This is a genomic window from Mesorhizobium sp. LMG17149 (assembly GCF_024518695.1).
Taxonomy (GTDB): domain Bacteria; phylum Pseudomonadota; class Alphaproteobacteria; order Rhizobiales; family Rhizobiaceae; genus Mesorhizobium.
The window spans coordinates 438,496-452,264 of record NZ_JANIFL010000006.1 but is presented as its reverse complement, the minus strand read 5'-3'; the positions used below and the strand labels follow the sequence as shown (position 1 = coordinate 452,264).

Here is a 13,769-nt window from a genome sequence, read left to right as displayed (position 1 = left end):
CGCCCTGCCCGTCACGCCAGACCCGGCGCAAATGAACCTATTTGCAGGAGAAGCCGGGCGCGATCTTGCACTTGCCGGGACGTGGCCTGTGCGGCCGATGGTGCGGAGGACGGTGCGGCTTGTGCCAGTGTGGCGGCCGATGCGGCGGACGCACGATGATGATTGGAGGGCGAACGATTTGGGAGCGTTCGAGATAACCGGAGCTGGCCCAGCCGCTCACGCCGCCGCCATGGATTCTGCACCAGCCCGGCTGGCAGCCGGTGACATTGACCCTGAAGCCGCCGGGCAGCGTTCCGACCCTGGCATATCCCACTCCCGGCCCGCTACGGACATTGAGATTGGTCGTGGTGTGGGCGCTGTAAGCGAAGGCTGCGGCGGATGTCCCGAAGACCGCGGCCATTATGGTTGCGAACACAAGCAGAAAACGAAATCTCATCAGTCCCCTCCATTCGAATCCCGGCCGTTCATCTGCTTCGGCCAAGACTGCCCTGCAAGAGGAGCGGCCAAGCCAAGAAAAGTCAACAGGTGAGCGGCCGTAACCGTCCTGGCCAGCGGGACTGATGCCGGATTTTTCTTGGACATGGTTGAGGAATTTCCCGGTTGCCGCTTATTGGCTCTTCAACACCGCTGACGTTTACTGTCTTTCGACAATTCACCGCGGACAAAGGTGAATCCATGGGCAAAGGCAGGGTCGAGGCATTCACCGACGGCGCATCGCTTTCAGTTTTTCCGCCACCGATGCGGCAAGGTCGGCATAGCGCTCCTCCAGCCGTTCCGCGGCCTTGATGATCGAGAAATCATGGCCGAACTTTTCCAGCGCCATACGCAGCTTCTCGACGAACTCGGCTTGTTTCTCCAGGGCGGAAAAGAGCGTCTTCACCTGCGTTTCGCTGATGTCGGGGTTGGCCAGCATCTGCGGCACCTCGCGGCCCATCTGGTCGCCAATGGCGGTCTGTTCTTTCAGGATTGCAACCCAGTCCGTCAATCAGGAAATCTCCGTTTGTCCCCGAGGCTGAAGTTTGTTTTGTCCCCAGGGCAAAATCTCTTTTGCGGAGGCAAAGGGCAACATGCGCAGCCTCGACCGAACTGGTCAACCCGACAAGGCGGGCAGAGGCTTGCGCCGGCCGGTTCCGGCGCTAAGTTCGGCGCCATCGAACAAGGAACCCATCGCCCATGATCACCGACGCCGAGATCCAGACCGCCCTGCCCGCGCTTGCCCCAGGCAATGCCGCCGTTATCACCGGCGCCGCCAGCGGCATCGGTCTGGCGGCCGCCAAGCGGCTTGCACTGATGGGCATGAAGATCGTGCTGGCCGATATTGGCGGCGCGCGGCTGGACGACGCCTCGCGCGCCGTTTCTGCGATTGCCGGCGACGATGCCGTGCTTGCCGTCGCCGCCGACGTTTCGAAGGCAGATGAGGTACACCGCCTCGCCGAAAGGGCGTTCGGCGCCTTCGGCGGCGTGTCGCTGCTGATGAACAATGCCGGTATCGGCGACAATCCCGGAAAGCCATGGGAAAACGGCGATGCCTGGAAACGGCTGCTGGACATCAATTTCTGGGGCGTCATGCATGGCGTCGAGGCCTTCGCGCCGCGTATGCTGGCCTCGGCCAGCCCGGGTCTGATCGTCAACACCGGCTCCAAGCAAGGCATCACCACGCCGCCCGGCAATCTTGCCTACAATGTCTCCAAGGCTGGGGTGAAAACCTTCACCGAGGGCCTGTCGCATGCGTTGCGCAACGAACCCGGCGCCCATGTCGCTGCCCATCTTCTGATCCCCGGCTTCACCTTTACCGGCCTGACCGAGGGCGCGACGGAAAAACCGGCCGCCGCCTGGACCGGCGAACAGGTTGTGGATTTCATGCTGGAATCCCTGACCAGAGGCGATTTCTACATCCTGTGCCCGGACAATGAGGCGGCCCGCCCGCTGGATGAAAAGCGCATGGCCTGGGCGATCGGCGATATCATCGAGAACCGCCCAGCCCTGTCGCGCTGGCACCCGGACCACAAGGACAGTTTCGCGACCTTCATGAAAGGCTGATCTTCAAGCCGCTTGCTTTTTCGACCCGCGCTTCCTCGCCACAACCTTCTTCGCCGTCATGTCGGCGATCTGTTCGTCATGCCGCTTTGCCGCACGCTCGCATTTGGCGCGGATTTCCTCCACTTCGGATTCGGTCAGATGTTCGATGCCGATGAAGTGGTTGTGGCCCTTGCCGACCCGGATCAGTTCGTCGAGCTTGGCCTGGATCGCCGCGCCGTCGCGGTTCTGAGTGTTCTGGATCAGGAAGACCATCAGGAAGGTGATGATGGTCGTGCCCGTGTTGATGACGAGCTGCCAGGTGTCCGAAAAACCGAAGAACGGACCGCTCACCGCCCAGACGGTTACGATCAGGCAACAGACGGCGAATGTCGGCGGCAGGCCGGCTATGCGGGCGACCCAGTTGGCAACCTTGGTGAAATGCTTTTCCATCTATCGAATCCCTCGACGCTGCGGCGCGATGAGAAACAACCAGCGACCGTTTCAGGTTCCCGATGCAAACAAATACCTCGCGCGCAATTGAATACACCCATAAAGTGCATAGGGCGAAAAACACACTTTATGGGTTGAATGTCACAGTAACCGTGCAGGCAAGAGTGCCTGTTCCTTCCGCTTCACAGCGGTTTGCCTCCAGCCCCTTCCGCCGCGCCACCCCCGCATGGCGGAAGGGGTTTCAATCCGACATGTTTGCGCAAGCTCAGACGGCGTCGTTTTCCCAGCGATCGAGGAACGCTTCGATCGGCATTGCCTGCATGTCGGGAACCGCTCTGGCGAGCTTTTCGACCGGCCAGTCCCACCAGGCGAGAGCTTCGATCCGCGCCGCGACATCCGGAGCGAAGCGTGGCCGGAGAGCCTTCGCCGGCACGCCGGCGACGATCGCGTAAGGCGGCACATCACGCGTCACCACTGCGTTGGCGCCAACCACCGCGCCATTGCCGATGGTGACCCCGGGCATGATCACCGCGCCGTGGCCGATCCAGACATCATGGCCGATGGTCACGGCTTTCGCCTGCCGCCGCTCGCGGAAGGCGGCGTCGACGCCCAGCCAGCGAAAATACTCGTTCGGCCGATAGCTGAGCTTGTGCTGGGTCAGCCGCTCTATGGGATGCTCCAGCGCATTGATGCGGCTGTTGGCGGCGATCGAACAGAATTTGCCGATCGTCGTGTAGATCGCTTCACAGTGGCGTTCGAAATAGGAGAAGTCGCCGACGGTGACCTCGCGCAACACCACCCGCTCGCCGATCGAGGCATAGCGGCCGAGCTTGCACGCCTTCAACTCCGCGGTCGGATGGATGCGTGGCTCAGGGTCTTTCGGGACGAGATTTTCGGAACGATCCATGCCGGCGGCTTTACCCCCAGGCGATTGGTCCCGCAAGCGGGGCCAATCGTGCGCCCGGGACGGAGCTGAATCGCCTATTGCGGCTTGCCTTTGCTCCACACCACGTTCTGACCGTAGAGCGGCACTGTGGTGACCGACATTTTGGCCGAGCCGTTCTGCACCTGGCGCGAATGCGAGAGATAGATCAGCGTCTCGTTGGCCTTGTCGTAGATGCGGTTCACCACCTGCTTCTTCCAGATCAGGCTGATGCCTTGCTTGAACACTTCCTCGCCGCCCTCGCTCATGTCGATATCACCGATGGTGATCGGGCCGGTCTGGCGGCAGGAGATCGACGAATCGGACGGATCCTCGAACCAGTTGCCCTTGTGCAGGCGATCGATGATGCCGCGATCGAAATAGGAGACGTGGCAGGTCACGCCTTCCACTATCGGGTCCTTGATCGCCTCGACGATGATGTCGTTGCCGAGCCAGTCGACGCCGACCTTGCCGACTTCCTCGGCAACAGCAGCACCGGCGCCAAGGACAACGCAGGCGGCCAAGGCGCCGCCGATCAGTTTTCGCCCAATCAATCCGTGCCCAATCAGTCGTGGCAAAAGAGCCTCCTGCGGTTCGAGTTGCCGGTCACAGGTGGGGCGAGCAGCCCGGCTTTGCAAGCAGATAGGTCGACACCACTGCGGTTGCGGCAACGCGGCACTTTGCCTGTGCCGGGCCGAACCGCTAAGACTGTCGCACAGGCGCGGCATTGAGCCGGCGCGGCTATTTCTGCGGACGGACTTTTCTGATGATGCGTTCTATCCTGATCGGCATTCTCGTCCTGATGGCGGCCGGCATCGGCTGGCTGACCTTCGACTGGTACCGCGGCCACTATGGCGGCGAGCCCTTCGGGGCCGCCTTCACCCTGGTCGACCAGAAAGGCGCGCCGATCACCGAGGCTGCCTTCAGGGGGCAGCCCAGCGTCGTCTTCTTCGGCTTCACCCATTGCCCCGAGGTCTGCCCGACCACGCTGTTCGAGCTGGCCGGCTGGCTGAAGACGCTCGGCGACGACGGCAAGAACCTGCATGCCTATTTCGTCTCGGTCGATCCCGAGCGCGACACGCCGGAAGTGATGAACGCCTATGTCAGCAATTTCTCCGACCGCATCGTCGGCATCACCGGCGCTCCCGACAAGGTCCATGCCATGGCCAAGTCATTCGGCATCTACTGGAAGAAGGTCGACACCGGCGACGGCGACTACACGATGGACCACACCGCCTCGGTGCTGCTGCTCAACGCCAATGGCGACTTTGCCGGCACCATCGCCTACGGCGAAAGCGCCGATACGGCCATCGCCAAGCTGAAGCGGCTGGCGGCGAAAGGCTAGAGCTTGATCCCGAAAAGTGGGAACCGGTTTTCGGGCAAGATCATGCTCAAAAAGAAACAGATTTCATGACCCAGACGCGCCTTTACTTCACCACCGGAAAGACCGAGTCCGTCAGCATTTTCGCGGCGCTTGAGGCAGCCTTCGAGGAAGAAGGGCTGCCGATCGCCGTCCTGGAGGTCGACGAGGACAAGGACATCCACGAAGTGTCGCTCTATGCCGATGGCGACGTCGATGCGGTCGAGACCCGCTTGAACGACATCCTTGCCGGCCTTTCCCTGTCGAAGCCGATCGAGCGCGAGGCCCTGCCCGACATCGACTGGGTGGCGCATTCGCTGGAAGAGCTGAAGCCGGTGCGTGCCGGACGTTTCTTCGTCCACGGCGCGCATGACCGCAGGAAACGCCACAGCGGCGAACTCGCCATCGAGATCGAGGCCGGCCTCGCCTTCGGCACCGGCCATCACGGCACCACCGCCGGCTGCCTGGAGATGCTGGAAAGAGTGGTCCGGCGCGAACACCCGCGCAATGCGCTCGATCTCGGCACCGGCAGTGCGGTGCTGGCGATTGCCGTCGCCAAGCTGGCGCATATTCCTGTGCTGGCCACCGACATCGATCCGGTGGCGGTGCGGGTGGCTGCCGCCAATGCACGGCTCAACCACGTCAAGGCACTGGTGGAAACGGTGACCGCGCCGGGCTTTCACCACCCGGTCTTCGGCAAGCGCGCGCCCTTCGATCTCATCGTCGCCAACATATTGGCACGGCCGCTGATGCGGCTGGCGCCGCAAATGGCCGGTCACATCGCACTTGGCGGCTCGATCGTGCTGTCAGGCATTCTCGAGCGCCAGCGCGACGCGGTCATCTCGGCCTATGCCGGCCAGAACTTCCGCCATGTCAGAACCCTGCACCGCGAGGGCTGGGTGACGATCCACCTCAAGCATTGAGCCCGGGACCGACCGAGCTTGGACCAAGTTCCCCCGGTTGTCAGTCCAGCAATGCTGTAGCAGGTTGCGCGCAGCCGGAAATCGATTCCGATTTCCCAGTCCATAGGCTACGGTCCCGCCGATATCAGGAGGCCCACAATGTTCCAGACCTTCGATTCCGCCGGCGACCCGGCCGTCGGCAAACCGCGCGTGGCGCTCCTGCGCCAATGGCTTGAAGCCAACGGGCTGGACGGCTTCATCGTGCCGCGTGCCGACGAGCATCAGGGCGAGTATGTCGCCGACCGCTCGGCGCGGCTGAAATGGCTGACCGGCTTCAGCGGCTCGGCCGGCGCCGCCATCGTCCTGCGCGACCGCGCCTTCGTCTTTGTCGACGGGCGCTACACGCTGCAGGTGCGCAGCGAGGTCGACCTGGACGTCTTTTCGATCGAAAGCCTGGTCGACAATCCGCCTTCTGTCTGGCTGAAAGACAATCTTGGCAAGGGCGCACGGCTCGGCTTCGATCCATGGCTGCACACGATCAGCGAGGTCAAGGCGCTGCAGGCCTCGGCCGACAAATCAGGCGCCGTGCTGGTGCCGCTCGACAAGAACCCGATTGACATCATCTGGAAGGATCAGCCCGACGCGCCGGTGGCCCCGGTCGAACTTCACCCGATCGGCTTTGCCGGCGAGCTCGCCAAGGACAAGCTCGCGCGGTTGGCGGCGGCGATCGCAAAGGACGGCGCCACCCATGCCGTGCTGACCGACCCCTCCTCCATCGCCTGGGCCTTCAACATCCGCGGCGGCGACGTGCCGCACACGCCGCTGGCGCTCGGCTTCGCCATTCTTGCCGCCGATGGGTCGCACCAGCTTTTCATGGATAAGCGCAAATTCTCGCGCCAGGTCGCGGCCTATCTCACCCAACTCGCCGAGCCGCATGGGGCCGGCGAATTCCAAGCCGCGATCGTCGCCCTTGCCAAGAGTGGCGCGAAAATCGCGCTCGACCCGGTGCTGGCGGCCGACCGGCTGCGCATGCTGGTCGAGGCCAATGGCGGCGCCGTCGTTGCAGCAGCAGACCCCGCCCGCATCCCGCGCGCCACCAAGAACCAGGCCGAGATCAACGGCTCGCGCGCCGCGCATCGGCGTGACGGTGCGGCCGTGGCGAAGCTTCTGTGCTGGCTGGAGCGGCAAAAACCCGGATCGCTCGATGAGATATCGGTGGTCACCCGGCTGGAGGAGACGCGGCGGCAGACCGGCGAGGAAACGCAGATGCCGCTGCGCGATGTCTCCTTCGACACCATTTCGGGCGCCGGTCCGAACGGTGCCATCATGCATTACCGCGTGTCGCGCGCCACCAGCCGCAAGCTGCAGGCCGGCGAGCTTTTCCTGCTCGACTCCGGTGCGCAGTATCAGGACGGCACCACCGACATCACGCGCACCGTGCCGATCGGCCAGCCGACGCAGGAGATGCGCGAACGCTTCACCCTGGTGCTGAAAGGCATGATCGGCATTTCCACGCTGCGCTTTCCCGCCGGCACGCGCGGCTCCGAGATCGATGCCGTCGCGCGCATGGCGCTGTGGAAGCACGGTTGCGACTTCGCCCACGGCACCGGCCATGGCGTCGGCTCGTATCTGGCGGTGCATGAAGGGCCGCAGCGCATCGCCCGCACCGGCACCGAAAAGCTGCTCGAAGGCATGATGCTGTCCAACGAGCCGGGCTACTACAAGGAAGGCGCCTACGGTATCCGCATCGAGAACCTGATCCTGGTGACCCCGGCGCAAGAGATCGAGGGCGGCGACATCGCCATGCACGGCTTCGAGACGCTGACGCTGGCGCCGATCGATACCAGGCTGGTGCAGTCGGACCTGCTGACGCGCGACGAGTTGCACTGGCTGGACTCGTACCATACGCGCGTGCTGGCCGAGATCGGCCCGATGCTCGACGGCGAAACGCTGGCCTGGCTGGAAAAGGCCACGGCGCCATTGCCGCACGACGCGAAGATTTGAAATCAGTCTTGGAAGGTCGGCGCCGCCCCTCATCGCCCTGCCGGGCACTTCTCCCCGTATAGTGACGGGGAGAAGGATGCCGTCATCGACGATTTCGCCAACCGCCAACGTTGCAGAAAAGCGCCGAGGTTGAGACAAATCCCTTCTCCCCGTCACTATACGGGGAGAAGATGCCGGCAGGCAGATGAGGGGCAGCGCTAACGGTTCAAGTCGATCGCGCCCAGACCCTAGCCCACGAACTGCCGCGCCAAAATCAGAACGGCCGCGCCGGCCAGAAACATCGCCATCAACCCGCCGCGCAGCGAAACCACAGCCGTAACCACCAGAGCCGCCCATTCCGCCGGCCCGGCATTCAACAGTTCCGGCGCCACCAGCGTCGTCAGCACCGCCGCCGGCACGGCGTTGAGACCGGCCTCAACGCGCGGATGGATGGTTTCGAAGCGGGAGATGACCAGATGCCCGCCGATGCGCGTCAGATAGGTCGCGATTGCGCCGGCGATGATGATCCAGAAGGTCGTGCTCATGGCCGCGCCTTTACGCCGCTGTGATGGGGAGGCAGGATGACCGCCAGCAGCACACCGGCAACAGCGCCGATCGAGACATGCCAGGGCGAGCCCACGGTCTTATAGGCGATGATCGAGGCGGCGGCGCTGGCGATGACCACCGGCAGCCACAGCGGCCGCTTGCGGAAGCCCAGCACGAGACCGAGGAAATAGATCGGCAGCAGGAAATCGATGCCGAGCGCATGCGTGTCGGGGATCAGCTTGCCGAACATCGCGCCAAGCGCGCTTTCGACGATCCAGAACAGATAGACCGGCAGGCCAAGTCCCAGATACCAGGCAAAGCCGACCGTCCGGCCCGATTGCGCCCGCGCTTCGGCTACCGCGAATTGCGGATCGGTGAGGATGAAATAACCAAGTGCCTGCTGGATGACAGGCCAGTGCGCGATGCGCCGGCCGATGCCTGCGGAATAGAGCACGTGGCGGAAATTGACGGCGAAGATCGACAGCACGATCAGCCACGGCGCCACATGCTGGCCGAACAGCTGGATGCCGACCATCTGGCTGGCGCCGCCATAGACCAGCGCGCTCATCAGGAAGGCTTCCAGGACCGAGAAACCATTGTCGACGGCTAGCGCACCGAACAGCACCGCAAACGGCGCCGACGCCACCACGACAGGCATCGACAGCCGCACGCCCTGCCAGAAATCGCTTCTATCGCCGCTCTCGGAAATTGCTTGCGCCGACATGGCCTCTCCTTGATCAGGGCCTGATGTAGGAAGCGCTGCCTGCCTTGTCACACGAATTCGCTTGAGCCAAACGATCAGCGGAAATGATCGTCGGGTTACCGGAGCCGGAGGCTAGTCAAGCGAACCTTTGCCCTCGATCGCCCTGCCCCAGTCGAGCAGCGGCTTGGCGCGCAAGGTGAAATCGACGAGTTCGTCGACCAGATCAGCCGTATGGATTCCGGCCGGATCGATGACATGCTGGACATAGAAATGCCGGTGGCGGATGGCGGCGACCAGATCGGGATCGCTGATTTCCTCGAAGCCGCGTGGCGTACGCTTCATACGGCCTTCGGTCTCGAGTTCAAGCCGGTTCTTCTTCAACGCCGCCACCAGGCCACGAAAATTGTCCGGCTTGGTCGCGATGGCTTTGCGCATCGCCAGCAGCAGCGCCGGTTCCGGCTGCCACCAGGCAATGTCGGCAAAACAGCGCTCAAGCCCGATATGCACGTAGAACACACCCTGCTCCATCTTGGTGCCGTCGGGCGACAGGATGGCCGACAAATGCCTGTTGTAGGGCCGCTTGTCTTTGGCGAAGCGCACGTCGCGATTGATGCGGAACAGCGACTTCTTGCGGTCGCCGCGCAGGCCGAGGCCTGCCTTTGCGAAGCGCTCGGTCAGCGTGTCGACCAGATCACTGAGCGGATCACGCAGCTCCTTTTCGAACAGGTCACGGTTCTCCAAAAACCACTCTCGGCTCTGGTGGAAATCCAGCGCCTTCAGGAACGGAATGGCTTTCGGGCCGAAACCCTTGAATGCGCCTTCCATCACGCCTTGCCGATCCGTACCAGCCAGCCATCCTCGTCGATCACCTCGATGCCGAGTTCGCTGGCAAGCTTGAGCTTGGAGCCGGCACCCGGCCCGGCGACCACCAGATCCGTCTTTGCCGAAACCGAGCCCGCGACCTTGGCGCCCAGGCGCTCCGCCATCGCCTTGGCTTCGGAGCGTGTCATCTTCTCCAGCGAGCCCGTGAACACGACCGTCTTGCCGGCGACCTCGCTGTCGGCCGAGACGTTGACGATATACGGCTTCGGCTTTACTTGGCGGAGCAACGCGTCAAGCACGTCGTCATTGCGCTCATTGCCGAAGAAGTCGCGCAACGCATCGATCACGGTATCGCCGATGCCGTTGACCGAGGGGAAAACCGTGTGTGGATCCTCCGCTGCCGCTGTCTCCTTGCCGACCCGGATCATCTCCTCGATGGTCGAGAAGGTGCGGGCAAGCACGGCGGCCGTCGTTTCGCCGATATGGCGGATGCCGAGCGCGAAGATGAAACGGTCGAGCTCCGGCTCGCGGCGCGAGTCGATGGCGGCGAACAGCTTGTCGAGGCCCTCATAGTTGCGATCCTCGACGCTGCGCACATTCTTGCGCGTCTTGCCCGATGCGGCCTCGCGCTGCCTTGCCTGCTCCTCGCGGCGTTCGGCCAGCGCCCTGGTGACGGCCGGACGGCGATCCCTGAGCGTGAAGATATCGGCGGCGGTCTTGATCAATCCCGCATTGAAGAACGTGTCTATGTTCTCCGCGCCGAGGCCTTCGATGTCCAGGGCGCCGCGTGACACGAAGTGGCGCAATCCCTCCACCGCCTGCGCCGGGCAGATCAGTTCGCCGGTGCAGCGCCGGCGGGAATCTTCCTTGCCGGTCTTTTCGTTGATCTCGCGCGTCGCCGGCGAGCCGCAGATCGGGCAACTGTGAGGGAACTCGTAAGGCACCGCATCAGCAGGCCGCTTGTCGATGACGACGCTGACGATCTGCGGAATGACATCGCCTGCCCGCTGGATCACGACCGTATCGCCGATGCGCACATCGATGCCGTCGCGGATCGGCTGGCCGGTCGAGTCCAGGCCCTTGATGTAATCCTCATTGTGCAGCGTGACGTTCTCGACCACGACGCCGCCGACTGTGACCGGCGCCAGCCGCGCAACCGGCGCCAGCGTACCGGTGCGGCCGACCTGGATGTCGATCTTCTGCACGGTCGTCATCGCCTGTTCGGCCGGAAATTTATGCGCGACCGCCCAGCGCGGTTCGCCGGTGACGAAACCCCAGCGGCTCTGCAACTCCAGCTGGTCGACCTTGTAGACGACGCCGTCGATATCGTAGCCGAGCGCCGAGCGCTGCTCCTCGATCCGATGATAATGCGCGATCAGCTCCTCGGCCGATTTCGCCCGCACCATCAGCGGACTGATCTTGAACCCCCACTCGGCGAATTTCTGCACCGAATCATATTGGGTCGGAGCGGGATCAGCCGTCGTGTAACCCCAGGCATAGGCGAAGAATTTGAGGTTGCGGCTGGCGGTGACGGATGGATCCTTCTGGCGCAGCGATCCGGCCGCCGTATTACGCGGATTGACGTAGTCCTGGCCGCCGGCCGCTGCCGACCGCTGCTTCAGCGCCTCGAATTCCGCATAGGTCATGTAGACCTCGCCGCGGATCTCGATGGTTTCGGGCCAGCCCGAGCCTTTCAGCTTCGCTGGAATATCGGCAATCGTCTTCAAATTGGCGGTGATGTCTTCGCCGACGGCGCCGTTGCCACGCGTCGCGCCCTGCACGAACACACCGTTTTCGTAACGCAGCGAAGCCGACAGCCCGTCGATCTTCGGTTCGGCTGTGAAGGCGATGTCGAGCTCCTTGTCGCGATCGAAGAACCGCCGGCCGCGTTCGATGAAATCCGTGACGTCATCGTCGGTATAGGCCTTGGCAAGGCTGAGCATCGGCACGGCATGGCGCACCTTGGCAAAGCCTTCCGCAGGTGCCGCTCCGACCCTGAGCGATGGCGAATCCTCGCGCACCAGCGCCGGAAAGCGCTCCTCGATGGCAAGGTTGCGCCGTGCCAGCGCATCATACTCCGCATCGGTGATAACAGGCGCATCTTCGGTATGGTAGCGCCGGTCGTGCTCGGCGATCTCTTCCGCCAGCCGCTTCAGCTCGGCTTCGGCCTCGCTTTCGGTCAGGGCATCAACGGGTTTTTCGGACATGCTTTCTTCCCCGAACGGTGGCGCTACACAATAGATCAGGATTTTAAGAAAATCATTCCTGAACAGCAGGATGGAGCCATATCCTGACTCGATCCCTGACATCAGCTGTTCTTATGCAGCTGTGGTGTTCTCGCGCAGCAACCGTTCGGCGGCCGCGCGCGCTTCATCGGTGATGGTGGCGCCGGCCAGCATGCGAGCGATCTCTTCCTGCCGCGCCGGCCGGTCCATCTCGGCGATGCCGGTGGCGACACGGTCGGTGGTGCCGGATTTGGAGATCAGGAAATGCGTCGCCGCGCGTGCCGCCACCTGTGGCGCATGCGTCACCGACAGCACCTGGACGCGCTTCGACAGTCGCGCCAGCCGCTGGCCGATGGCGTCGGCGACAGCGCCGCCCACACCGGTGTCGATTTCATCGAACACCAGCGTCGGCGCCGAACCGCGGTCGGCCAGCGCCACCTTCAGCGCCAGAAGGAAGCGCGAAAGCTCGCCGCCGGAGGCCACTTTCATCATCGGTCCGGGCCGCGTGCCTGGATTGGTGCGCACCCAGAACTCGATCTGGTCGATCCCCTCTTCCATGCGGCTCTCGGCCTCGCTCTTCATTTCCACGATAAAGGCGGCGCGTTCGAGCTTCAGGGCCGGCAGTTCGGCCATCACGGCCTTGGTCAGGCCTACCGCCGCCGCATGACGCAGCGAGGACAGCTGCGCGGCGGCAATGTCGTAGGTCTCGCGCGCGGCGGTGGCTTGCTTTTCCAGCCCGTGCAGGCGCTCCTCGCCGGCATCGAGATCGGCGAGATCGGCCGACATCGTGTCGCGCAGCTGCGCCAGATCGTCTACCGCGACGCTGTGCTTGCGCGAGGCCGCGCGCAGCGAAAACAGCCGCTCCTCCGCTTTCTCCAGCCGCTGCGGATCATATTCGGTGGCGCGCAATGCTGCCTCGACGCCCGATTGCGCCGCGTCGAGCGACAGCATCGCCTCGTCGAGCGATTTGACGACATCGTCGAGCAGGCCGGGCGCCTCCGACACCTTGCGCTGCAGCCGCCGCAACAGGCTGGCCAGTTGCGGCAGGGGCGAAGATGGGCCCGACAGCACATCCTGCGCGTCATGGATTTCGGAAGCGATCTTTTCGGCCCGCATCATCGATGCGCGCAGTTCGGCAAGGTCGGTCTCCTCGCCCGGCTGCGGATCGAGCTTGGTCAATTCCGCCACCGCCGCGCGCAGATAGTCGGCCTCGCGCGCGGCCGCCGCCACCTTGGCGCGGTGGCGCGACAGCTCCTGCTCGCAGGCGCGCCAGTGCCGCCATGCCTCGCCGGTCGAGCGGACGGCGCCGAGATGGCCACCGAAAGCGTCGAGCACCTCGCGGTGCGCGCCGGGATCGACCAGCGCACGCTCGTCATGCTGGCCGTGGATCTCGACCAGCGCGCGCCCGACATCGCGCATCAGCGTGACGCTCGAAGGCTGATCATTGACGAAGACACGGGTGCGGCCGTCCGCCGTCTGCAGGCGGCGCAGGATGATGTCGCCGTCATCCTCGATCGCATTGTCGGCAAGCAGCGTGCGCGCCGGATGGTTACGAGGCACGTCGAAGACGGCGATGACCTGCCCTTGCGCCGCGCCATGGCGCACCAGCGACGCGTCGCCGCGCGCTCCGAGCGCCAGCGACAGGGCATCGAGCAGGATGGATTTGCCGGCACCGGTTTCGCCGGTCAGCACCGAAAGACCCGGCTGGAAGTCGATATCCAGCTTCTCGATCAGGACGATATCGCGGATCGACAGTCTGGAAAGCATCAGAACCCGAATCTAGAACGGCACGCGACCATTTGCAGTCGCAGCGCCGCACTATCTTTTTGTTTGAGCA

14 protein-coding genes are annotated in these 13,769 nt (G+C 63.7%); 4 read left to right on the top strand and 10 right to left on the bottom strand.

What is annotated here, in order from left to right:
- Window positions 1-37 precede the first annotated feature (37 nt).
- Both NP945_RS16980 and NP945_RS16975 read right to left on the bottom strand, forming a co-directional pair.
- Complete coding sequence (locus NP945_RS16980; protein ID WP_256747052.1) at window positions 38-400, bottom strand: SH3 domain-containing protein; 363 nt, start codon at window positions 398-400, stop codon at window positions 38-40.
- A 300-nt stretch (window positions 401-700) separates the two neighbouring features.
- Window positions 701-985, bottom strand: coding sequence for a hypothetical protein (locus tag NP945_RS16975; protein WP_127320440.1), 285 nt, complete (start codon window positions 983-985; stop codon window positions 701-703).
- A gap of 188 nt (window positions 986-1,173) precedes the next feature.
- On the opposite strand from NP945_RS16975, the gene NP945_RS16970 reads away from it, so the two are divergent.
- Window positions 1,174-2,040 (top strand): SDR family NAD(P)-dependent oxidoreductase, encoded by an 867-nt coding sequence (locus NP945_RS16970; protein WP_256746994.1) that lies wholly within the window; start codon window positions 1,174-1,176, stop codon window positions 2,038-2,040.
- A gap of 3 nt (window positions 2,041-2,043) precedes the next feature.
- Here NP945_RS16970 and NP945_RS16965 read toward each other — a convergent pair whose 3' ends face one another.
- From NP945_RS16965 to NP945_RS16955, 3 genes are all read right to left on the bottom strand, one after another.
- Window positions 2,044-2,469: a low affinity iron permease family protein gene (locus NP945_RS16965; protein WP_256746993.1), complete on the bottom strand. Its 426-nt coding sequence runs from the start codon at window positions 2,467-2,469 to the stop codon at window positions 2,044-2,046.
- A 265-nt stretch (window positions 2,470-2,734) separates the two neighbouring features.
- A complete protein-coding gene (locus NP945_RS16960) occupies window positions 2,735-3,376 on the bottom strand; it encodes a DapH/DapD/GlmU-related protein (RefSeq protein ID WP_024501451.1) in 642 nt (213 codons plus the stop codon).
- Between the two features lie 74 nt (window positions 3,377-3,450).
- Window positions 3,451-3,969 (bottom strand): CreA family protein, encoded by a 519-nt coding sequence (locus NP945_RS16955; RefSeq protein ID WP_256746992.1) that lies wholly within the window; start codon window positions 3,967-3,969, stop codon window positions 3,451-3,453.
- Between the two features lie 188 nt (window positions 3,970-4,157).
- Between NP945_RS16955 and NP945_RS16950 the strand changes: the two genes are divergently transcribed.
- The 3 genes from NP945_RS16950 to NP945_RS16940 all read left to right on the top strand — a co-directional run bounded on the left by NP945_RS16950 (window position 4,158) and on the right by NP945_RS16940 (window position 7,657).
- Entirely contained in the window at window positions 4,158-4,736 is a 579-nt protein-coding gene (locus tag NP945_RS16950) for an SCO family protein (RefSeq protein ID WP_256746991.1), read from the top strand.
- Between the two features lie 65 nt (window positions 4,737-4,801).
- Window positions 4,802-5,674: a 50S ribosomal protein L11 methyltransferase gene (locus tag NP945_RS16945; RefSeq protein ID WP_256746990.1), complete on the top strand. Its 873-nt coding sequence runs from the start codon at window positions 4,802-4,804 to the stop codon at window positions 5,672-5,674.
- A 138-nt stretch (window positions 5,675-5,812) separates the two neighbouring features.
- Complete coding sequence (locus NP945_RS16940; protein WP_256746989.1) at window positions 5,813-7,657, top strand: aminopeptidase P family protein; 1,845 nt, start codon at window positions 5,813-5,815, stop codon at window positions 7,655-7,657.
- A 227-nt stretch (window positions 7,658-7,884) separates the two neighbouring features.
- Here the strand turns inward: NP945_RS16940 and NP945_RS16935 are convergent, their stop codons facing one another.
- From NP945_RS16935 to recN, 5 genes are all read right to left on the bottom strand, one after another.
- Complete coding sequence (locus NP945_RS16935; protein ID WP_127296001.1) at window positions 7,885-8,181, bottom strand: AzlD family protein; 297 nt, start codon at window positions 8,179-8,181, stop codon at window positions 7,885-7,887.
- A complete protein-coding gene (locus NP945_RS16930) occupies window positions 8,178-8,906 on the bottom strand; it encodes an AzlC family ABC transporter permease (protein WP_128309642.1) in 729 nt (242 codons plus the stop codon). The genes NP945_RS16935 and NP945_RS16930 overlap by 4 nt, the downstream gene beginning before the upstream one ends.
- Before the next feature lie 111 nt (window positions 8,907-9,017).
- On the bottom strand, window positions 9,018-9,710 hold the full coding sequence (locus tag NP945_RS16925) for a DUF2461 domain-containing protein (RefSeq protein ID WP_128364686.1): 693 nt from the start codon (window positions 9,708-9,710) through the stop codon (window positions 9,018-9,020).
- Window positions 9,710-11,914: an NAD-dependent DNA ligase LigA gene (ligA, locus tag NP945_RS16920; RefSeq protein WP_256746988.1), complete on the bottom strand. Its 2,205-nt coding sequence runs from the start codon at window positions 11,912-11,914 to the stop codon at window positions 9,710-9,712. The genes NP945_RS16925 and ligA overlap by 1 nt, the downstream gene beginning before the upstream one ends.
- A gap of 111 nt (window positions 11,915-12,025) precedes the next feature.
- Window positions 12,026-13,699 (bottom strand): DNA repair protein RecN, encoded by a 1,674-nt coding sequence (gene recN, locus NP945_RS16915; RefSeq protein ID WP_256746987.1) that lies wholly within the window; start codon window positions 13,697-13,699, stop codon window positions 12,026-12,028.
- Window positions 13,700-13,769 lie beyond the last annotated feature (70 nt).